The 19,826-nt window shown below is 66.2% G+C and carries 19 protein-coding genes and 1 tRNA gene; 14 read left to right on the forward strand and 6 right to left on the reverse strand.

Annotated features, from left to right (window positions below; translation table 11 throughout):
* Positions 1 to 12: 12 nt before the first annotated feature.
* Positions 13 to 2,478: a PAS domain-containing hybrid sensor histidine kinase/response regulator gene (locus S58_RS15295; protein WP_015666240.1), complete on the reverse strand. Its 2,466-nt coding sequence runs from the start codon at positions 2,476 to 2,478 to the stop codon at positions 13 to 15.
* Between the two features lie 245 nt (positions 2,479 to 2,723).
* Between S58_RS15295 and S58_RS15300 the strand changes: the two genes are divergently transcribed.
* The 5 genes from S58_RS15300 (at position 2,724) to S58_RS15320 (ending at position 7,605) form a co-directional block, all read left to right on the forward strand.
* Complete coding sequence (locus S58_RS15300; protein ID WP_015666241.1) at positions 2,724 to 3,851, forward strand: zinc-binding metallopeptidase family protein; 1,128 nt, start codon at positions 2,724 to 2,726, stop codon at positions 3,849 to 3,851.
* Positions 3,852 to 3,921: 70 nt separating this feature from the next.
* Positions 3,922 to 4,152: a hypothetical protein gene (locus tag S58_RS15305; RefSeq protein WP_042339543.1), complete on the forward strand. Its 231-nt coding sequence runs from the start codon at positions 3,922 to 3,924 to the stop codon at positions 4,150 to 4,152.
* Positions 4,153 to 4,312: 160 nt separating this feature from the next.
* Positions 4,313 to 6,328: an acetyl-CoA carboxylase biotin carboxylase subunit gene (locus S58_RS15310; protein ID WP_015666243.1), complete on the forward strand. Its 2,016-nt coding sequence runs from the start codon at positions 4,313 to 4,315 to the stop codon at positions 6,326 to 6,328.
* Between the two features lie 111 nt (positions 6,329 to 6,439).
* A complete protein-coding gene (locus S58_RS15315; RefSeq protein WP_042339548.1) occupies positions 6,440 to 7,306 on the forward strand; it encodes an isocitrate lyase/PEP mutase family protein in 867 nt (288 codons plus the stop codon).
* On the forward strand, positions 7,303 to 7,605 hold the full coding sequence (locus tag S58_RS15320) for an acylphosphatase (protein WP_015666245.1): 303 nt from the start codon (positions 7,303 to 7,305) through the stop codon (positions 7,603 to 7,605). The genes S58_RS15315 and S58_RS15320 overlap by 4 nt, the downstream gene beginning before the upstream one ends.
* A 22-nt stretch (positions 7,606 to 7,627) precedes the next feature.
* Here the strand turns inward: S58_RS15320 and S58_RS15325 are convergent, their stop codons facing one another.
* The gene (locus tag S58_RS15325) at positions 7,628 to 8,437 is read right to left on the reverse strand and encodes a class I SAM-dependent methyltransferase (protein ID WP_015666246.1); all 810 of its coding nucleotides are present in this window, start codon (positions 8,435 to 8,437) and stop codon (positions 7,628 to 7,630) included.
* Positions 8,438 to 8,587: 150 nt separating this feature from the next.
* Between S58_RS15325 and S58_RS15330 the strand changes: the two genes are divergently transcribed.
* Genes S58_RS15330 through S58_RS15340 form a run of 3 tightly spaced genes read left to right on the forward strand, consistent with a single transcriptional unit; the run spans position 8,588 to position 11,266 of the window.
* Entirely contained in the window at positions 8,588 to 9,157 is a 570-nt protein-coding gene (locus S58_RS15330) for a GbsR/MarR family transcriptional regulator (RefSeq protein WP_015666247.1), read from the forward strand.
* Positions 9,158 to 9,173: 16 nt separating this feature from the next.
* On the forward strand, positions 9,174 to 9,833 hold the full coding sequence (locus S58_RS15335; RefSeq protein WP_015666248.1) for a DUF4166 domain-containing protein: 660 nt from the start codon (positions 9,174 to 9,176) through the stop codon (positions 9,831 to 9,833).
* The gene (locus S58_RS15340; RefSeq protein ID WP_015666249.1) at positions 9,830 to 11,266 is read left to right on the forward strand and encodes a TIGR01777 family oxidoreductase; all 1,437 of its coding nucleotides are present in this window, start codon (positions 9,830 to 9,832) and stop codon (positions 11,264 to 11,266) included. The genes S58_RS15335 and S58_RS15340 overlap by 4 nt, the downstream gene beginning before the upstream one ends.
* Before the next feature lie 18 nt (positions 11,267 to 11,284).
* Here the strand turns inward: S58_RS15340 and S58_RS15345 are convergent, their stop codons facing one another.
* Together S58_RS15345 and S58_RS15350 are read right to left on the reverse strand one after the other, a co-directional pair.
* A complete protein-coding gene (locus tag S58_RS15345; protein ID WP_015666250.1) occupies positions 11,285 to 12,328 on the reverse strand; it encodes an AraC-like ligand-binding domain-containing protein in 1,044 nt (347 codons plus the stop codon).
* 59 nt (positions 12,329 to 12,387) lie between these two features.
* On the reverse strand, positions 12,388 to 13,245 hold the full coding sequence (locus tag S58_RS15350; RefSeq protein ID WP_015666251.1) for a LysR family transcriptional regulator: 858 nt from the start codon (positions 13,243 to 13,245) through the stop codon (positions 12,388 to 12,390).
* A gap of 111 nt (positions 13,246 to 13,356) precedes the next feature.
* On the opposite strand from S58_RS15350, the gene S58_RS15355 reads away from it, so the two are divergent.
* Positions 13,357 to 13,776 (forward strand): tautomerase family protein, encoded by a 420-nt coding sequence (locus tag S58_RS15355; RefSeq protein WP_015666252.1) that lies wholly within the window; start codon positions 13,357 to 13,359, stop codon positions 13,774 to 13,776.
* Between the two features lie 2 nt (positions 13,777 to 13,778).
* On the opposite strand, the gene lipB is transcribed toward S58_RS15355, so the two are convergent.
* Complete coding sequence (gene lipB / locus S58_RS15360; RefSeq protein WP_015666253.1) at positions 13,779 to 14,501, reverse strand: lipoyl(octanoyl) transferase LipB; 723 nt, start codon at positions 14,499 to 14,501, stop codon at positions 13,779 to 13,781.
* A gap of 20 nt (positions 14,502 to 14,521) precedes the next feature.
* Between lipB and S58_RS15365 the strand changes: the two genes are divergently transcribed.
* Positions 14,522 to 14,812 carry a FliM/FliN family flagellar motor switch protein gene (locus S58_RS15365; protein WP_377812007.1) on the forward strand — a complete coding sequence of 97 codons (291 nt, stop codon included), beginning with the start codon at positions 14,522 to 14,524 and terminating at the stop codon, positions 14,810 to 14,812.
* Between the two features lie 135 nt (positions 14,813 to 14,947).
* Positions 14,948 to 15,032 (forward strand) — tRNA-Leu (locus S58_RS15370).
* A 26-nt stretch (positions 15,033 to 15,058) separates the two neighbouring features.
* On the opposite strand, the gene S58_RS15375 is transcribed toward S58_RS15370, so the two are convergent.
* Positions 15,059 to 15,334, reverse strand: coding sequence for a phage integrase/recombinase (locus S58_RS15375; protein WP_015666255.1), 276 nt, complete (start codon positions 15,332 to 15,334; stop codon positions 15,059 to 15,061).
* 537 nt (positions 15,335 to 15,871) lie between these two features.
* Here S58_RS15375 and S58_RS15380 point away from each other — a divergent pair.
* The 3 genes from S58_RS15380 to S58_RS15390 all read left to right on the forward strand — a co-directional run bounded on the left by S58_RS15380 (position 15,872) and on the right by S58_RS15390 (position 19,682).
* The gene (locus S58_RS15380) at positions 15,872 to 17,563 is read left to right on the forward strand and encodes a PQQ-dependent methanol/ethanol family dehydrogenase (RefSeq protein WP_015666256.1); all 1,692 of its coding nucleotides are present in this window, start codon (positions 15,872 to 15,874) and stop codon (positions 17,561 to 17,563) included.
* Positions 17,564 to 17,712: 149 nt separating this feature from the next.
* Complete coding sequence (locus S58_RS15385; RefSeq protein ID WP_042339553.1) at positions 17,713 to 18,921, forward strand: c-type cytochrome; 1,209 nt, start codon at positions 17,713 to 17,715, stop codon at positions 18,919 to 18,921.
* 71 nt (positions 18,922 to 18,992) lie between these two features.
* Complete coding sequence (locus S58_RS15390; RefSeq protein ID WP_015666258.1) at positions 18,993 to 19,682, forward strand: response regulator; 690 nt, start codon at positions 18,993 to 18,995, stop codon at positions 19,680 to 19,682.
* Positions 19,683 to 19,826 lie beyond the last annotated feature (144 nt).

Genomic DNA, 19,826 nt, shown 5'->3' on the forward strand with positions numbered 1-19,826 from the left:
GCCGCCGGGGGATCACCGCGGCAGCGGCGCCTTCTCGGCCATCGCCTTGCGCAGGATGCGCGACAGCGACTCCACCGAATAGGGCTTCTTGATCAGCTCGAAGCCGTGATGGGCGTTCTCCGCCAGCACGTGGCTGTAGCCGGACGTCAGCACCACCGGCAGGCCGGGATAGCGCTCGCGGATAATGCCGGCGAGCTCCAGGCCGTTGATGCCGGGCATGATGACGTCGGAGAAGACGAGGTCGACGGCGAACTCGTCGTTCGCCAGGATCGCCAGCGCATCGGCGCCGTTGGCGACGCGGCGCGTGACGTAGCCGAGGTCTTCGAGCAGCTCGGTCGAGAACTGACCGACCTCGTCATTGTCCTCGACCACCAGCACGCGATAGCCGCGGCCGATCGTGGCGGGCTCGATCCGCGTCAGGCCTGCGTCCGCGCTGGATTGCGGCGCCGGCACCTGCGGCAGATAGATCGTGAAGCTCGCGCCATGGCCGAGCCGGCTGTCGACGGCGATGTCGCCTTCGGATTGCTTGGCGAAGCCGAACGCCTGGCTCAGGCCGAGACCGGTGCCTTTGCCGACCTCCTTGGTCGTGAAGAACGGCTCGAAGATCGCGTTGAGATTCTGAGGGGCGATGCCGCCGCCGGTATCGGCGACTGAGATCGCGATGAAGGCGCCGGGCCGCACGCTCTGGCCGCGCAACGGCGGGATCGCCTCGGTGCTGCGGACGCTGATCGTCAGCCGTCCTTCGCCGTTCATCGCGTCGCGCGCATTGACGGCAAGGTTGATCAGCGCGGTCTGGAATTGCGCGACGTCGGCAAGCGTGAACAGTCTGGCATCGGTGACCGCGAGCTCGATCTGGATGCGGCTGCCGACCAGCGGACGGATCAGCTGCACGACGCTATCGACCTGCTCGCAGACGTTGAACACCTGCGGCGTCAGCGGTTGCCGCCGCGCGAACGCCAATAGTTGTGCCGTCAGCTTCGAGGCCCGCTCGACTGTCTCGGAGATCGCATCGACGTAGCGCCGGCGCCGCTCTTCGGGCAGGTCGCGGCGGCGCAGGAAGTCGGTGGCGGAGCGGATGATCGTGAGCAGATTGTTGAAGTCGTGGGCGACGCCGCCGGTGAGCTGGCCCACCGCTTCCATTTTCTGCGACTGCCGCAACAGCTCCTCGCCCTGGATCCGCTCGGTGACGTCGACGGCCTCGGCGACCGCCCCCGTGACCACATCGTGCTGGTCGAACAGAGGCCGCATCGAGAGTTCGAAATGGCGCTCGCCGCTGGCGAAATCGAGCCGCATCTCGTTGCGAAAGCTGTCGCCTTCGAGCACGTGGGCGAACGCCTTGCGCAGCATCTCGGTGATGCCCGGCGTATGGGTGAACCACGGCGCATCCCAGAGCGGCTGGCCGATGACGTCGATCTCGCCGGCGCGCATGCCGGCGACCGCGATGCGATTGGCATGCGTCACGCGGCCCTCGATGTCGAGAATGGCCTGATACTGATTGCTGGTGTCGAAGATCGCGCGCATGCGCGCTTCGTTGGCCTCGAGCTGGGCGGTGCGCTCCCTGATCCGCTCTTCCAGCGTCTCATTGATCCGGCGCAGCTCGATCTCGGCCTGCTTGGCCGCCGTGACGTCGTGGGCCACGCCGATGAACCCGCTGTGTCGGCCGTTCGCATCCCAGCGTGGCTGCGATTCCGAGCGCAGCCAGCGCCATTGCCCGTCGGCGCGGCGATAGCGCGCTTCGAGGAAGAACGGCTTCAGCGAACATTCTCCCGATTGCTGCTGCTCGAGGATGCGCGGCAGGTCCTCGGGATGCAGCGCCTTGCGCCAGTCGAAGGCGAGCGCCTCGTCATGAGGCACGCCGAGGAAATCGACATAGGCACGATTGATGAAGGAGCGGGTGCGGTCGAGTTTGGTGACCCAGATCGGCACCGGCGCGCTGTCGGCGATCAGGCGGAAGCGCTCCTCGCTTTCGCGCAGCTTCGCCTGCGCGAGCATCTGGTCGGTGACGTCGATATGCGCGCCGACCAGGCGGATCGCGCGGCCGTTCCAGTCGCGCTCGATGCGGGCGATGACGCGGATCCAGCGGATCTCGCCGTCGCTGGGCCTGATGATGCGGTATTCTGTCGTGTAGTCCTCTTGCTGGCTCTTGACCGCGGCGATGAAATCCTGCTCGGCCTTGGCGCGATCGTCGGGATGAACGCGATTGACCCAGTCTTCGTGCGTCTCGTGGACCGCCTCGGGCGGCAAGCCGTGAATGATCAGGTATTCGGGCGAACGGCGGTTGCGATAACCTTCGCGCAGGTCGACCTCGACGCCGCCGACGCGGGCAATACGCTGGATGCGCGCCAGTTCTGCTTCGCGCTCCTGCAGCGCCCGGTAGGCCTGATCGCGATCGCGCGCGATCTCCTCGATGTGCTGGCGCAATTCGGCCGCGGCGGCCTCCGGGACGACTTCATCTCTGGGCGCATCCGCGCTGTTCATGCTGACCTGCATTGGGTGGACGAGCGGTCACCCGAGAATTCCACCGCGGGTGTTCGGAAGCGTGGCGACATTGGGCTCAAGGGAAAGCAAAAGGTTCAAGGAAAGCAAACTGGCCAGAGATTGAGGCGGGCAGACGCCAGCATGACGAGAACGTCGGGGCAGATAAAAAGTTCCGCGCGCTCGGAACGGACTGTTACTGTCGTGCGTCGTCTGGCCCTGAACACCGCAACGCGTAGGTCAATACCGTGAAGCTCTTTGTCTGCCAGGCTTGCAAGAACATCCTGTATTTCGAGAATCGCAGCTGTGGACGCTGCGGCCATCAGCTTGCCTTCATGCCGGAGCGCCACACCCTTTCGGCAATCGAGCCGGCGGACGATGGCTTTCGGACGCTCGCGGACGGCAGGGCCGGGCGCTTCTTCTGCGCCAATGCCGAGTACGATGCCTGCAACTGGCTGCTCGAAATCGGCGAGACCGCAGGCTTCTGTCGTGCCTGCCATCACAACGGCACCATTCCCAATCTGTCGGACCCTGCGCAGCTCGCCGGCTGGCGCGAGTTGGAGGTGGCCAAGCACCGGCTGTTCTACTCGCTGATTCGGTGGAAGCTCCCCGTGAAAACACGGCTCGAGGATCCCGAGCATGGGCTGATCTTCAATTTCCTGGCCGACGATCCCGCCGGCCAGCAGAAGGTCCTCACCGGTCACGACAACGGCCTGATCACGATCGCGCTGGCCGAGGCCGACGATTTCGAGCGCGAGCGGCGCCGGCTACAGATGGACGAGCCGTACAGGACGCTGCTCGGCCATTTCCGTCACGAGGTCGGGCATTATTTCTGGGACGTGCTGGTCCGCGATGCCGGCAAGCTCGATCAATGCCGCGCCGTGTTCGGCGACGACTCGCAGGATTACGGCGAGGCGCTGAAGCGACATTACGATCAGGGTGCCCCTGCGAACTGGCAGGACAACTACGTCTCGGCCTACGCGACCACACATCCGTGGGAGGATTTTGCCGAGACCTGGGCGCACTATCTCCACATCGTGGACACGCTGGAGATGGCGTCCGAGTTCGGCATCGAGATTGACCCGCCGGCCGATCAGATCGGGGGACTCACGGCGCGCGTCACCTTCGATCCCTATGTGGCGGAGGATTTCGACGCCATCGTCAACGCCTGGCTGCCGTTCACCTTCGCGATGAACAGCGTGGCCCGGGCGATGGGCGCCCGCGCGCTATATCCGTTCATCCTGACCCCGCCGGTTATCGGCAAGCTCGGCTTCATCCACCAGCTGGTCCGGCAGGGCGGGCAGCAAAAATCCGCAACTCTGGCGCCCGAAAAGCCGCAGGCCGAGCCCCAGCAGGAAGAGGTCGGGGCGGCGTGATCCGCCTTGACTCGAGAGAACATAAAGTGAACATGGCGGTGTGACCGGAGCGAAGGACTGCCATCACGCCATGCCGTCTGAGCCGCAAGCCAAATCCGGTGCGAAGTCCGGTGCTCAAGCCGCGGACTGCGCGTTGGACGCCGCCATGGACGAAGCCATTGCCGCCTGCGGCGGCGATCTGCGTGCGACCATTCGCGCCCTTATTGTTGCAAACGATTATCTCGAAACCGAGGTCACCGAGCTGATGAAGGCGGTCTCGCGCGCCTATGCCCGCGGACGTTTCCACAGCTATTCCGGCTGACGGGAGAGCTGGTCTTTGGCATGCCTGCGAGATGCGCAGGGATCGCGCCGACAGTTCGGGTTGCGCGCGGCCGATTTTGCTATAGACGAACCGGTCAAGCTTGCGGCCTTTGCGCCTGCGCCGCCAGCGGGGAGCCCGCCCAAAGGTATCAAGAAAAAACATGTTCAAGACCATTCTGATCGCGAACCGCGGCGAGATCGCCTGCCGGGTCATCAAGACCGCCCGCCGCATGGGAATCAGGACCGTTGCGGTCTATTCGGAAGCCGATCGTGATGCGCTGCATGTCGAGATGGCCGACGATGCCGTGCTGATCGGGCCGCCTGCCGCCGCCGAGAGCTACCTCCTGATCGACCGTATCGTCGAGGCCTGCCGCAAGACCGGCGCCGAGGCGGTGCATCCGGGCTACGGCTTCCTGTCCGAGCGCGAGGCGTTTCCGCGGGCGCTGGCCGAGGCGGGCGTGGTCTTCATCGGTCCCAATCCCGGCGCGATCGCCGCGATGGGCGACAAGATCGAATCGAAGAAGGCGGCCGCCAAGGCCAATGTCTCCACCGTGCCCGGCTTCCTCGGCGTCATCGAGGACGCCAAGCACGCGGTGCGCATCGCCGACGAGATCGGCTATCCCGTGATGATCAAGGCCTCCGCCGGCGGCGGCGGCAAGGGCATGCGCATCGCGCATTCGACCGCCGAAGTGGCCGAGGGCTTCAATCTGGCCAAGGCCGAAGCCAAGGCCTCGTTCGGCGACGACCGCGTCTTCATCGAGAAGTTCATCGTCGATCCCCGCCACATCGAGATCCAGGTGCTCGGCGACAAGCATGGCAACGTGATCTATCTCGGCGAGCGCGAGTGCTCGATCCAGCGCCGCAACCAGAAGGTCATCGAGGAGGCGCCGTCGCCGCTGCTCGACGAGGAGACGCGGCGCAAGATGGGCGAGCAGGCGGTCGCGCTCGCCAAGGCCGTGAACTACGACTCCGCCGGCACGGTCGAGTTCGTCGCCGGCCAGGACAAGAGCTTCTATTTCCTGGAGATGAACACGCGCCTGCAGGTCGAGCATCCCGTGACCGAGCTCGTCACCGGCATCGATCTCGTCGAGCAGATGATCCGCGTCGCCGCCGGCGAGAAGCTCGCGCTGGCGCAGAAGGACGTCAGCCTGACCGGCTGGGCGGTCGAGTCGCGCGTCTATGCCGAGGATCCGTTCCGCAGCTTCCTGCCGTCGATCGGACGCCTCGTGAAGTATCGCCCGCCGGCCGAGAGCAAGACTGACGGCATCACGGTTCGCAACGACACCGGCGTGCAGGAGGGCGGCGAGATCTCGATCTACTACGATCCGATGATCGCCAAGCTCGTCACCCATGCGCCGTCGCGGGCGGCTGCGATCGAGGCGCAGTCGACCGCACTCGACGCGTTCTATGTCGACGGCATCCGCCACAACATCCCGTTCCTGTCGGCGCTGATGAACCATCCGCGCTGGCGCGAGGGTAGGCTGTCGACCGGCTTCATCGCCGAGGAATTTCCCAAGGGCTTTGCCGCGCGTGCGCCTGAAGGCGAGATCGCGCGCCGGCTCGCGGCGGTGGGCGCCGCGATCGATCACGTGCTCGGTGAGCGCAAGCGGCAGATCTCGCAGCAGATGATCGGCCGGCCCGTGACGCGGCAGGGCCGCCGTGCGGTGTGGCTTGGCCGCGACGAGATCCTGCTCGACATCATCAGGGAGAACGGCGCGATCACGGTCCGCTTCGTCGGCGCCGACGGCAAGGTCGGTGCGGCGCATCAGCTGGTGTCGGAGTGGAAGCCGGGCGATGCGGTCTGGCACGGCACCATCGACGGCGCTGCCCTTGCGGTACAGACGCGCCTCATTCCGAATGGTGTGCGGCTCGCGCATCAGGGCGTCGAGGCGCCGGTCTATGTCTACACAGAAGCCGAGGCGACCGCGGCGCGGCTGATGCCGGTGGTCACCGCCGGCGACAGCGGCAAGAAGCTGTTGTGCCCGATGCCCGGCCTCGTGGTCTCGATCGCCGTGACCGAAGGGCAGGAGGTCAAGGCCGGCGAGACGCTTGCCGTGGTCGAAGCCATGAAGATGCAGAACGTGCTCCGCGCCGAGCAGGACGGCACCGTGAAGAAGGTCCACGCGGCTGCTGGGGCGACGCTCGCGGTGGACGCGCTGATTCTGGAGTTCGCGTAGTAAGTCTAACCGCCGTCATTGCGAGCGCAGCGAAGCAATCCAGGGCTCGGCAGGAGACTCTGGATTGTTCGTCGCTTCGCTCCTCGCAATGACGGAGAGAGGTAGCGCGTGATGACGTTCCGTACTCGCCGAGAAGCGCTCCGCACTATCCTCGCCGGAGATCGCTGCATCCACCCGGGCTCGGTGTACGACGCGATCTCGATCCGGATCGCCGAGGATCTTGGCTTTCCGCTCGGCATGTTCGGCGGCTCGGCTGCCTCGCTTGCCGTGCTCGGCGATCCCGACATCGCGCTGATCACCTTGACCGAGTTGGCCGAGCAGATGCGGCGGATGTCGCGTGCGGCAGCGTTGCCGGTGCTGGTCGATGCAGATCACGGCTACGGCAACGCGATGAACGTGCGCCGCACGGTGCAGGAGTTGGAAGCGGCCGGCGCCGCCGGTCTCACCATCGAGGATACGCTGCTGCCGCAGGCCTTCGGCGAATCGAAGCCGCAGCTGATCTCGCTTGCTGAAGGTGTCGGCAAGGTGAAGGCCGCGCTCGACGGCCGGGGCGATCCCGCGCTGGTCATCCTGGGACGGACGGGTGCCCTCTCGATCACCTCGCTCGATGATGCGATTGCGCGGGCGAGGGCGTATGAGGCCTGCGGCGTCGACGGGCTGTTCTTCACCGGCATCACATCGCGCGATCAACTCGATTCGATTGCTGCCGCGACGACATTGCCGATCGTGCTTGGTGGCGCGCCCGAGGAGATGTCGGATCTCGTTTATCTCGCGTCGCGCCGCGTCCGCGTCGCGCTGCAGGGCCACGCACCGATCGCCGCAGCGACGCAGGCCGTCTATGAGACGCTGAAGGCGCTGCGCGACGGCGCCTCGCCGAAGCAGCTCAAGGGTCTGCCGTCGGCCGAGCTGACCGCGCGCGTGATGCGTGATAGCGATGTGAAGACACGCCTGCGCGCGTTTCTGGGGCTCGGATCATGACCGATCGCGCCATCGTCCACGTCACGGTCCGCGGCCGCGTCCAGGGCGTCGGCTATCGCGCCTGGGTCGAGGACCAGGCCATCCTCAACGGCCTCGACGGCTGGGTGCGCAACCGCAGCGACGGCAGCGTCGAAGCGCTGTTCGAAGGTCCTTCGGACGATGTCGCCGCCATGGTGGCGGCCTGCCGCATGGGACCGCCGTCGGCGCGCGTCGATGCCGTGACGGCAAACCCCGCGACATCAGATCAGCTCAAGCCGCGCCAGCCGGGCGGGACGTTCTCCGTGTTGCCGACGCTGTAGCGATACGACGCGAGACCGCCGGTCACCTCGCCGAGATCACCAGCGCCTGGATCCGGCCCTCGATCGGTCCACCGCCGAACCGGCGCGCCAGCGCGTCCGCAGCCGCCTGGGTCACGGCCGCGAGGCCGGGCGTGCCGCGCGCTTCGATCTCGCCGCGCATCGGCGTGCCCTGGCAGAATGCCGTGGCCGGGTCCTGCGGCGACGCCGCGCGGCTGCGATGCGTGACCGTCTCGATCGCGATATCCGTGAAGCCCGCTGCGATCAGATCGGCCTCGATCCGTCCGGAATCGTAATAGCCGTGCGGAGTCCGGGTGAAGAACTGCGGCGGGCTTTCGGGGAAGACCTGCTGCAGCGTCTCGTGCACCACGTGAGGGAAGTCGTTCTCCTCGATCCGGTCCCAGACGTTGAAGACGAAACGTCCTCCAGGCCTCAGCACACGGCGGGCCTCCGCATAACCCTTGACGCGATCGGGAAAGAACATCGCGCCGAACTGACATGCGACGGCATCGAAGCTCGCATCGGCAAAGGGCAGGGCCAGTGCATCGGCCTGCTGAAATGCGATGCGGCTCTCAGCAGCCAGATGCCTCTTCGCCTGTGCGAGCATCGGCTCGTTGAGGTCGGTGGCGGTGATCCGGACCTCCGGCGGCAGCTGCGCATGCAGGGCTCGCGTGACCACGCCGGTGCCCGCCGCCGTCTCCAGCACGTCGCGTGGCTGGTGAGCCGTGATGCGCCGCGCAAGGTCCTGCGCATACGGCACGAAGATCAAGGGGACCAACAGCTGATCGTAGATCTGCGGGATCGATCCGGTGAAGGCCTTGTCGGATGCCGTCATGGCTTGCTCCTGTTGCAGGTGGGGCAGGCGGGGATCAGGCGGTCTCGCCGCGCGCAAGATGTGCGCCGTCAACATCCGTCTTGCGGGCCGCCCGCCCGGTTCAAATACGGGGCTCTTGACATTCGCTCTCGGCGGTCTGATATTTCTGTCATGACAGAAATAAAAGGCACCAGGAAGCTTCCTCCCGCCGTCGAGCGCTTCATCCTCAATTGGGGCGACATGGGCGATCAGTGGGGTGTCAACCGCTCGGTGAGCCAGATCCACGGGCTGCTGTATCTCGCGGAGAAGCCGATGACGGCGGAGGACATCGCCGACACGCTCGGCATGGCGCGCTCCAACGTCTCGAACTCGCTGAAGGAGCTGCTCGCCTGGGACCTGATCCGGCGCGTGCCGATCCTCGGCGACCGCCGCGATCATTTCGAGGCCGAGACCGACATCTGGGAGGTGGCGCAGCGGATCGCGGCCGGCCGCAAGGAACGCGAGATCGATCCGGCGATCGCGGCGCTGCGCGCCTGCGTTGCGGAGGCGACCGGCGATCCCGCAATCAGCGTGGTCGCAGCCAAGCGTCTGAAAGACATGCTGGCCTTCACCGAGCTGGTCGACCGCTGGTACGTGCAGATGCTGAAGGTGCCGCGGCCACGTCTCGTCGCGCTGATCAAGCTCGGCGAGAAGATCGCAAATCTGCTGCCGTCGGGAAAGTCCAGATCCGGCAGCGCGTAGATGAGTGGAGGGCGTCATGGTGACCATGCGACATCTCGGACTTTCGACGCCCTCCAACGCCCGGCTTCATGATGATCACAGGTTTCGTGCGCTGCTGTCCGCCGAGGACTGGGGGCGACTGCCGGTGTCGATCTGGCGCCGCTTCTCCAAGCGCCTCGCCGATGGCGCCACCGTCGTCTATGTCGGCGAGGTCGATCAGGCCGAGACCAGCCGCGCCGGCTTCTGGTTCTCGCATCTGGCGCGGTTGATCGGCGGCCCGCTGCCGACGCGCGCCGACATCGGCGTGCCGATGATCGTCGCAGTGACGGAGGACGCAGCGAGCGGCGGCCAGATCTGGACGCGCATCTGCGGACGACCGCATGGCTTCCCGCAGGTGATCCATTCCGCCAAGCGCTTCGCCGGTCCCACGGGGCTCGAGGAATATCTCGGCTGGGGCCTCAGCATGAGCCTGCGCGTCGGCGTCGCCGATGGCGCGCTTCATTTCCATAGCGCCGGCTACACGTTCGACTTCGCCGGACGACGCTGGGCGCTGCCGGAATGGCTCACGCCCGGCGATCTCACCGTCACCCATTCCGATCTCGGCAGCGGCGCTTTTCGCTTCTCGCTCGAGATCGTCCATCCGCGCTTCGGGCGCATCATCCGTCAGAGCGCAATATTCCGGGAGTCCACACCATGACGCCGTTGCTCTGGTCCCTGATTGCGCTTCAGATCGTGATGGGCGTGTTCGACACCTTCTATCACCATGAGTTCACCGAGCGCCTGGCCTGGCGTCCGTCACAGCGGGGCGAGCTCAAGCTGCACGGTGTCCGCAACGTGCTCTATGCGCTGCTGTTCGTCGTGCTCGGCTGGTGCGAGGTGCATGGACTGTTCGCGATCCTTGTGCTCGCCGTGCTCGTAGCCGAGATCGGCATCACCTTGACCGATTTCGTCGAGGAGGATCTGACGCGCAAGCTGCCGCCGAGCGAACGCATCAATCACACGCTGCTCGCCATCAATTACGGCGCCATCCTGATGCTGCTGGTGCCGCTGCTGATCGACTGGGCGACGCGGCCTTCCGCGATCGTGCCGGCCTATGCCGGCGTGCTGAGCTGGATTGCTGCTGCCGCCGCGGTCGGGGCTGCGCTGTGCGGCCTGCGCGACTTCGCCGCGGCACGGCGCCTTGCGCGGATGTCGCAGCCGGATGCTGCCGCACTGGTCGGGGCGCTGCCGCCGGCGCAGACCATTCTCATCACCGGTGCGACCGGCTTCATTGGCGCGCGGCTGGCGGCTGGTCTCACCGCGGCCGGCCATCACGTCGTTGCCCTGGTGCGCGACCCGGCCAAGGCGGCCATGTTGCCGGCGCCGCTGACCATGATCACGAGTCTGGATCAGCTCGCCTCCGACACCCGCATCGACGCGATCGTCAATCTCGCGGGCGAGCCGATCGGCAACGCGCCGTGGACTGCGGCCAAGCGCGCGACGATCCTGCAATCCCGGCTGGCCACGACAGAGGCCGTCCTATCGCTGATTGCGCGGCTCGACCGCAAGCCGAAGGTGTTGGTCAACGGCTCGGCGATCGGCTGGTACGGCCTGTGGCAGGACCAGCCGCTGACCGAATCGGCTAAGTCGCATGCCTGCTTCAGCCATGACCTCTGCGAGGCGTGGGAGCAGGCGGCGCGTCGTGCCGAGGCCCATGGTGTGCGCGTCGCGCTGCTGCGCATCGGCCTCGTGGTCGGCCGCGACGGCGGCTTCCTGTCGCGCATGCTGACGCCGTTCGAGTTCGGCCTGGGTGGCCCGTTCGGCTCCGGCCTGCAATGGATGTCGTGGATCGAGTGCGACGATCTCGTCCGGCTGATCGCGCATGTGATCGCGACCGACGCCATCACCGGGCCGGTCAATGCGACGGCGCCGCTGCCGGTGCGCAATCTCGCCTTCGCCGCCGAGCTCGCGCGCTGCCTGCGCCGTCCGGCGCTGCTGCGCGTTCCCGCGGGCCTGCTGCGCCGGATCGGCGGCGACTTCGCCGAGGAGCTTCTACTCGGCGGCCAGCGCGTGGTGCCGAACAAGGCGCTGTCGAGCGGCTTCGTGTTCCGGCATCAGAGCCTGCGCAGCGCGCTGGAAGAGATCCTCTGAGCAGTCGTTCAATGCGCCCTACGATCTCTCGGCCCGCGCCATCGTCACCGACGGCAGCTCACCGAACGTGGCGCGGTAGTAGCGGGCGAAGTGTCCGGCATTGGCGAAGTTGCAGGCGGCGGCCGCCGCCGCCACGGTGACGGCCGGATCGCCGGAGCGCAGCATCTCGTGGGCGCGGCGCAGGCGCACGGATTTGGCAAACGCCATCGGCGAATAGCCGCGCACGCGCTCGAAGACGCGGAAGATCGAGCGCACGCTGACGCCGGCCTCGCGTGCGAGGCGCTCGATCGTGATCGGCTCGCGCCAATTGGCCTCGATATAGTCCTCGAGCCGCTTGACCAGGCCGAAATCCGGCATCGGCGCGGGATCGAGGAGCATGTCGCGCAAGCGATGCCGGCTGGCGCAGAGGAAGGCGACGTGGACCGCATCCTCGAGCTCGCGGTAGACCGCAGCCGGAAAGGCGGCATCCTGCTCGTTGAGTTGGGTCGTCAGGAAATCGAGCAGCCGCAGCAGGCTGCGGGCCTGGGGATCGGCGGCCGGAACGGCGGGATCGATCGCGTAATCGGCGCGTGGCTGCACGCCGACCAGCGCCGTCAGCCGCTGCCGCAGCACCTGCGGATCGAGCCGCAGCGTGAGCCGCCGATGACCACCCTGGCAGGCCATCTGCCAGGGGACTCCAGCCGGCGCCACGGCGAACTGCTGCTCGCTGACATCGGTCGCCTCGCCACGGGCGCAACTGACCGCGCGTCCCTTCATGGCGATCTGCACCCTCATGTAATCCGCCGCCCGGTGGTCGGAGACCATGTCGCAGGTCGTGGTGCCGAAAGCGAGGCCGATCGTCTCCAGCTCGATCAGGTTGACGATCGCCTCGAAGCGTTCGGCATGGCGAAAGTCGATGCGCTCGGCGCCGAGCCGGCGGCTCGCGAGGTCGCGCAGGACTTCGGCGTTGGAGGTTCGGATCAGAGCATAGCGGTGCAACGGCTCGAGGCCGATCGAGCCCGTCGTGGGGCCCGGCTTGGGTGAAGCGCCGACGATGTCGGCTGCGGTCAAGAGACGGTTCAAGCCGATGCTCCTGAGCTCTGGTCGTTAACATATGCTACATGAGGTTCCGTCGCCGTCAATTACTTCGGCGCCAATGCGCCTCGGAATGCTGCGGCCAATGTGCGCAACGCTGCGCGCTTGGCAGCGTCACCGACCTTGGCATGAAGGATGACCTTCGATCGTCCGAGCTTCGGCAGGCCGAGGCTCGGCCCGACATCGACGAGCCCGCTTGGCGCGATTCGCCGGGCTAGCGGCGCGATCGCGAGGCCGGCCTGCGCGGCGGCAACGACTGCCGCGACGCCGCCGCCGACGAAGGCCTCGAGGAAGGGCGACTTGGCCTTGTCGAGGGCGCGGACCGCGATCGCGCGCACGCCGCAAGGCGCCGCCAATGTCGCGAGCGGCAGCGGCCCGCCTGCAGGCGCGCGAAAGCGCGGGCTCGCGAACCAGCCGAATGCGTCCTCAGTCAAGGTCTCGCCGCCGCGACGGGAAGCCTCCTGCCGCACGATGACGGCATCGAGCTGGCCCGCATCATAGAGGTCGAGCAGGTCGCGCGAGAACCCGATGCCGACCGACAGCACGAGATCCGACGTGATGGCCTGGAGCTGTTGCAGCATCGGCACCAGCTCGGGGCCGGCGGCATGGTCGCTGATCCCCAGCGACAGCCGCGCGCGGATGCGGGTCGTTCCGGCGAGCGCGTGATCATGCGCGGCTACGAGCGCACGGGCATTCTCCAGGAAAGCCGCGCCATCCGCCGTCAGGCGGACCGCCCGCGGCGAGCGCTCCAGGAGGCGCTTTCCGAACGCGGCTTCCAGCCGCTGCAGCTTCAGGCTGACGGCGGCCTGCGTCGTGCCCAGCACCGCGGCTGACCGCGTGAAGCTCTGCAGCTCGGAGACCAGAAGGAAGGCACGGACCGCGGAAATGTCGAGGGTCTGCTTCATTACAGAATCTTATCACTGATATCTGTGGCGATAGCATACAGAAATGATGGGGAAAGCGCTAGGTTCTGGATCACCGGCGGCGCCGCCGCCATTCAACCGGAAGACTCCATCATGCCGCTCATCGCCATCACCTACGCCAGCCAGCGCCGCTCGCCGTCGCTGAAGAAGGAAATCGCCGACACCATCACCGATCTCACCGCGCGCATTCTGCGCAAGGATCCGAAGGTCACCGCCGTCATCGTCTCGGAAGCCGATGCGGCGAACTGGTTCGCCGGCGGCGCCTCGCTCGCCGAGCAGGGGCTCGCCAGCTATTGGATCGACGTCCATGTCAGCGACGGCACCAACACCAAGGACGAGAAGGCCGCCTATCTCGCGGCGGTGTTCGCGCGCATGGCCGAGCTGATCGGCCCGCTGCACAACGAGACCTATCTGCATGTCGACGAGGTCAAGGCGGATGCCTACGGATTGAGCCAGGAGCGCCGCTACGTCGCCGCGCAGCTCGGGGCATCACCGCAGCGGAGCGCCGCCTGAGCTCATGCGCGCTCCGGCAGCGCCGCCACGGTGGCGCCGAACACCCTTTCGAACGCCTGCCGGAGCGCGACGTCGACATCGGCCATGGTCACGGGCAGGCCGAGATCGACGAGGCTGGTGACGCCGTAGCGCGGGTCGGTGACGCCGCAGGGCACGATCGCCTCGAAGTGCGACAGGTCTGGCTCGACATTGATGGCGATGCCGTGGAAGGTCACCCAGCGCTTCAGCCGGACGCCGATCGCGGCGATCTTGTCCTCGAAGCCGGCGCCCTTGTCGGGCCGCCTGACCCAGACGCCGACGCGATCCTCGCGCCGCTCGCCACGCACGTTGAAGGCGTCGAGCGTGCGGATGATCGTCTCCTCCAGCGCCGCGACATAGGCGCGCACATCCGGCCGGCGCCGTTTCAGGTCGAGCATGACATAGGCCACGCGCTGGCCGGGGCCGTGATAGGTCACCTGGCCGCCGCGGCCGGTCGACAAGAACGGAAAGCGCGGGTCGCGCAGATCCTCAGGCCTGCCGGAGGTGCCGGAGGTGTAGACGGGCGGGTGCTCGAGCAGCCAGACCATCTCGGCGGCTTCGCCCGCGGCGATCGCGGCCGCGCGGGCCTCCATGAAGGCAGTCGCCGCTTCATAGTCGACCAGCGAATCGGAAATGCGCCACGCGACCGCGTTGCCGGGCGGGCCGGCGAAGGTGGTCAGGTCGAGGGTTTCGCGGCTGTTAACCATTGGCTAACCACAACATGGTGATGTCTCGGGTAACGGAATCCAGTGACTTTGGTGGTCCTGCAGTGTCAACCCTCGATAAAGTGACAGTCGACCTGATGGTCGTGCTCGGCACCTGTTCTATGCCCATCCATCAGGTTCTGCGCCTGTCCCGCGGGGCCATCATCGAGCTGGACGCCACCGAGGCCGACGACGTCAAGGTGCTGGCCAACAATCTGCCGATCGCCGACGGGGTGGTGCTGGTCGACCGCAACCGCATCGCGGTCGAGGTCAAGCACATGCTGCCGCGCTCGCCGACGCCGACATCCCGATAGCGCCCTCCGGCGACGCGAAAACCATCCACAATCCGGTATTTTAGGGCAGGGCGGGCCTTGTCCCTCCGAGATCGATTTGATACACGGGCGCCACTGATCCGGTCCCGCTTTTTTCCTGGTTCCGGTTTCTCCTTCGCGCTCGTGGCGGAATTGGTAGACGCGCTGCCTTGAGGTGGCAGTGAGTAAAATCGTGGGGGTTCGAGTCCCTCCGAGCGCACCATAAACCCACATTTTCCCTTGAAATCGTTACAGTTTTTTCCGGATGTTACCCGGGAATGACACCACTTCGTTCCCGGTCGCCGTTCCCGTCCTGTTTTCCGCGGCAGGCCGTAGAAAATCATCCAATGACTGGCCCAGGTCGAACGTGACCGTCTTGTCCATTCCACTGATGCCAAGCTTCTCGCGGTTGGCCTGGGCGATGTAGTGCGCCGGCATCTTCGGGTTGGTCCAGCCGAACATCGCCATCATCTGGCTCTCGGTGCACTCGGCATAGGCGGCCACTTCGGCGCGTGCCTTGCGCACGCCATGGCAGCTCTTCTTAGCCTCGCTTCAGGCGCTTTCCGGTGAGCACGCCAGGGCCGATGATTCCGGCGGCTCTTGCGGCTTCCGCCCTTATCCCTCGTTCTCCTTACCTGCTGCGTCGGTGCACCCTGTCTCTCCTGAGAGCTGATCGGGGCAGCGAAGCACCTTGGCTGGTCATGGCTTGATCTGACTCAAGGTCGGCTGCGCTCGACCACCTCAGCGCAACGTGGCCGGCCAATTTTCGTCCCTTAGGTTTGATGCCCATTCCTCGCGAGACCAGGAAAGACGGCGGGCAGCGTCCCCGCTCGCAGGTCGCGGAATTCCGATAAGCCGCTGAAAGGGCGATATAATCGGCTTTTAACCCCGATCCCCTCCGCCTACTACCTTCCGCCTATGAGAGCCGGGCAGGGCTGATGCTGTAATCGCTCCGGTGCTTGCACCGCGACTGCCCATCTGGGGGCCTCGCGTGCACGCGCCATACGAACACAACAAAGACATAGGCGGAGGGAACTGATGAATTTCACGAGCAGGAGATTCTTGGCTGGCATCTCGACGGTTGCCTTCCTCGTCGCCGGCACGCTAGGCGTCCGCGCCAACGAATCGGCGCGGAAGGCCGCCAGCGAGCCCGGCGCCTGGGCGATGGCCGGACACGACTACGGCAACACCCGGTTTAGCCCGCTCAAGGAGATTAGCACCGAGAACGCCGGCAAGCTGTCGCTGGTCTACTCGTTCTCGCTGGCCTCGCTGCGCTCGAACGAGGCCTCGCCGATCGTGATCGGCAACACGCTCTACGTCTCGACCTCGTGGGGCCCGAAATACGTCTATGCGCTGGACGCCGCGACCGGCGCACGCAAATGGACCTATGAGCCGGATATTCCGGACGACGTGCTGCAATACGCCTGCTGCGACGTCAACAACCGCGGCGTCACCTATGCCGACGGCAAGCTGTTCGTCGGCCGGCTCGACGGCAAGCTGACCGCGCTCGACGCCGTCACCGGCAAGGAGCTGTGGACGTCGAAGGTGGTCGACTACAAGCAGGGCTCGGTGATCACCTCGCCGCCGCTGGTCGTGCGCGACAAGGTCATCACCGGCTTCGGCGGCGGCGAGTATGGCGTGCGCGGCTCGCTGCAGGCCTTCGACATCAACTCCGGCAAGGCGCTGTGGCAGACCTACACAGTGCCCGCGCCGGGCGAGCCCGGTAGCGAGACCTGGAAGGGCGACACCGGCCTGCATGGCGGCGGCGCGGCCTGGCTGGTCGGCTCCTACGATCCGAAGACCGACACGGTCTATTGGGGCACCAGCAATCCCGGCCCCTGGAACACCGCCGTGCGCTCGACCGGCAACGGCGATTTCGGCAAGCTGACCAATCTCTACACCGCCTCCACGCTGGCGATCGATCCGAACAACGGCGCCATCAAATGGCACATCCAGGGCACGCCGGCGGATGCCTGGGACTACGACGGCGTCAACGAAGCTCTGCTGGCTGACCTGAAGATCGGCGGCGCAAGCGTTCCGACGCTGATGAAGGCCGACCGCAACGGCTTCTTCTTCGTCGCCAACCGCGAGACCGGCAAGGTGATCTCGGCCGAGAAATACGTCTTCGCCAATTGGGCGCAGAAGTGGGACATCGCGACGTCACGCGCGGTCGAGGACCCGGACAAGCGGCCGGGCCCGGGACATCCGGCCAAGGACATCTGCCCGAACCTGATCGGCGGCAAGAACTGGCAGCCGATGTCGTACAGCCCGGACACCGGCCTGGTCTACATCCCGGCCAACAATGTCTGCATGGACTGGTCGGTCGGCGACGTCTCGTACAAGCGCGGCGTGTTCTATCTCGGTGCGGAGTTCCCGACCAAGGAAGGCCCGGGCGGCTTCCTCGGTGAACTCGTTGCCTGGGATCCGGTCGCCAACAAGAAGGTCTGGTCGATCAAGGAAGACCTTCCGTTCAACGGCGGCACGCTCAGCACCGCAGGCGGCCTGGTGTTCTCCGGCAACCTGCACGGCGACTTCCGCGCGATCGACGCCAAGACCGGCAATATCCTGTGGAAGAAGAATCTCGGCTCCGGCATCGGCGCCGGTCCGGTGACCTACTCGGTCGACGGCAAGCAGTACGTTGCCGTCGTCGTCGGCCGCACCGCCTCGATCCCGGCGTTCCTGGGCGAGATCGGCAAGAAGATGACCAACGCGGCTCCCGAAGGCGGCGCCCTGTTCGTGTTCGCGGTCCAATAGCCGCAACGCTCACGACGGCTGCGCGTGTCTCCGCAAGCGGGACACGCGCACCGCCCAGCCAATCCGCATCAAGCGGAGGAAGACGGCCGGCCGCGAGGACCGAGCGGCGCCGTACAAACGTACAAACAAGACAAGACGAGGGATCGAGGATGCGCCCAAATCGCCGTCAGACTGGCTCGAATTGGCGGGCCGCCGCCGAACCATCAGCACGCGCGACGGCTCTCGTCGCCTTGATGGCCTCCACTCTGCTGGCCTCGTCGGCGGCGGGCCTCGCCAACGAGGCGGAGCCGCTGCGACTCTGCGCGGATCCGACCAACCTTCCGTTCTCGAGCGACAACCCGACGCAGCCGGGATTCTACCTCGAGGTCGGCCAGGCGCTGTCACGTGAGCTCGGCCGCCCGGTGACGTATGACTGGTACAAATCCTATTTCGGCAAGCGAACCGTGCGGGTGACGCTGCTCGGCAAGCAGTGCGACGCGATGATCGGCCTGCCGCTGTCGTCGGACTTCATGGGACCGGCAGTGATCTTCTCGAAGAAGATCGCGACCGAGACTTACGCGCTCGTCAGCCGCGGAACGCTGGTCGTCCACGGCATCGACGACCTGCGAGGCAAGCGCGTCGCGGTGCAGTACCAGACCACGCCGCAAAATCTGCTGGCCGGGCGCGACGACATCGAGAAGGTGACGGTGCTGACGCCGGACGAGGGCTTGGCGGCGCTGGCCCACGGCAAGGCCGACGCTGCCTTCGTCTGGGGACCGGTCGCCGGCTGGCTGAACAAGACGACCTACGAGAGCAGCTTCCGGATCCAGCCGGTCGAAGGCGACGGTCTGTCCTGGGATGCCGCGATCGGCTTCGCCAAGAACTCCACGCAGTTGCGCGATCAGGTCGACGCCGCGTTGCCGCAGCTCGCACCGCGAATCGCCGAGCTGGCCGCCAAATACGGGCTGCCGGGCGCGCCGCCGATCAGACTCGGCGCCGTGCGGTATCCGATCAAGCTGGCCTCGCTCACCGGCCCTGCCCAGCTTCTCCGTCAGCCGGACGCCGATGCCGTGATCACGGTTTCGGACTCGACTGCGAGCGCGCCAAAGACCGAGGCGGTGGCGCTGGGCAAAGAGATCTTCAACGGTACCTGCGCACATTGCCACGGCCCCGACGCCGTGCAGGCGGAACGGCGGATCGACCTGCGGCGGCTGCAGACGCGCTACGGCGAGGACATGCGCGACAAATTCTGGACTACCGTGCATGAAGGCCGTCCCTCGAAGGGCATGCCCGCCTGGAAGGAGGTCTTTACCGACGACCAGTTCGAGGGCATCTATTCATTCCTGCTGACCGTGCAGTCGTCCGAAACGGCCAATTGAAGGAGGCGGACACCGGCCGAAACGAACTGCCGGATCACCTGGTACGTGCTTGCGGCAAGTGAGAGTCGGACATGACGCGCTTTCTGATCATCGACGATCATCCGCTGTTTCGTGAAGCGCTCGGCAATGCGGTGCGTCTGGCGCATCCCGGCGCCGAGATCTTCGAGGCGCTGTCGATTGCCGATGCGCTCACCACCCTCGCGCTGGAGCCCGACATCGACCTGGCGTTGCTCGACCTGACGCTGCCCGATGCCGTGGGCTTCTCGGGATTCCAGCGACTTCGCGCCGCGCATCCGCGGCTTCCGGTCGCGATCGTCTCGAGTGACGAGGACCAGAACGTCGTGCGCGAGGCGCTTTCGCTCGGCGCGGCCGGCTATCTGCCGAAGTCGACCTCGAAGCGTGAGCTGACGTCCGCGATCGAGCGCGTGCTCAGCGGCTCGGTCTCGGTCCCCAAGGACTTCGTGCCCGTGGCGGAGCGCCACGGCAACGGCTCCTCCCGCGCGCTGCAGGCGCGCCTCGAGGAGCTCACCCCTCAACAGCTTCGCGTCCTCGACCTGATCAGGCGTGGCTATCAGAACCGGGAAATCGCCGGCGAGCTTCAGCTTGCGGAGTCGACCGTCAAAGCGCACATCACCGAGATCCTGAGAAAACTCCGCCTGTTCAGCCGCAACAAGGCCGTCATCGAGATCGGCAAGATCGCGCTGCCCGTTCCGGCGGACCGTCAAGGATCGCGCACCGCCTCGGGCAGAAAGCACTCGTAGCGGATTGTTGCGCCGCAAGACGCCGCGGCCACCGCAGGCGTCGCGACGTCGATGGCGTCTTGGTCGTTGATTGATGCCAACCAACGCGGTATCGCTGATGCTCCGGTCCTGACATTCATTCGAAGACGCAGCGTGCACGCTGGT

It is taken from the genome of Bradyrhizobium oligotrophicum S58 (assembly GCF_000344805.1).
GTDB lineage: Bacteria > Pseudomonadota > Alphaproteobacteria > Rhizobiales > Xanthobacteraceae > Bradyrhizobium > Bradyrhizobium oligotrophicum.

Excerpts from the sequence above, each read along its gene's own strand:
- S58_RS15295 (WP_015666240.1), bottom strand. The coding sequence starts at position 2,478 with ATGAACAGCGCGGATGCGCCCAGAGATGAAGTCGTCCCGGAGGCCGCC.
- S58_RS15305 (WP_042339543.1), top strand. The coding sequence starts at position 3,922 with ATGCCGTCTGAGCCGCAAGCCAAATCCGGTGCGAAGTCCGGTGCTCAA.
- S58_RS15310 (WP_015666243.1), top strand. The coding sequence starts at position 4,313 with ATGTTCAAGACCATTCTGATCGCGAACCGCGGCGAGATCGCCTGCCGG.
- S58_RS15315 (WP_042339548.1), top strand. The coding sequence starts at position 6,440 with ATGACGTTCCGTACTCGCCGAGAAGCGCTCCGCACTATCCTCGCCGGA.
- S58_RS15320 (WP_015666245.1), top strand. The coding sequence starts at position 7,303 with ATGACCGATCGCGCCATCGTCCACGTCACGGTCCGCGGCCGCGTCCAG.
- S58_RS15325 (WP_015666246.1), bottom strand. The coding sequence starts at position 8,437 with ATGACGGCATCCGACAAGGCCTTCACCGGATCGATCCCGCAGATCTAC.
- S58_RS15330 (WP_015666247.1), top strand. The coding sequence starts at position 8,588 with ATGACAGAAATAAAAGGCACCAGGAAGCTTCCTCCCGCCGTCGAGCGC.
- S58_RS15335 (WP_015666248.1), top strand. The coding sequence starts at position 9,174 with ATGGTGACCATGCGACATCTCGGACTTTCGACGCCCTCCAACGCCCGG.
- S58_RS15340 (WP_015666249.1), top strand. The coding sequence starts at position 9,830 with ATGACGCCGTTGCTCTGGTCCCTGATTGCGCTTCAGATCGTGATGGGC.
- S58_RS15350 (WP_015666251.1), bottom strand. The coding sequence starts at position 13,245 with ATGAAGCAGACCCTCGACATTTCCGCGGTCCGTGCCTTCCTTCTGGTC.
- S58_RS15355 (WP_015666252.1), top strand. The coding sequence starts at position 13,357 with ATGCCGCTCATCGCCATCACCTACGCCAGCCAGCGCCGCTCGCCGTCG.
- lipB (WP_015666253.1), bottom strand. The coding sequence starts at position 14,501 with ATGGTTAACAGCCGCGAAACCCTCGACCTGACCACCTTCGCCGGCCCG.
- S58_RS15365 (WP_377812007.1), top strand. The coding sequence starts at position 14,522 with ATGTCTCGGGTAACGGAATCCAGTGACTTTGGTGGTCCTGCAGTGTCA.
- S58_RS15385 (WP_042339553.1), top strand. The coding sequence starts at position 17,713 with ATGCGCCCAAATCGCCGTCAGACTGGCTCGAATTGGCGGGCCGCCGCC.
- S58_RS15390 (WP_015666258.1), top strand. The coding sequence starts at position 18,993 with ATGACGCGCTTTCTGATCATCGACGATCATCCGCTGTTTCGTGAAGCG.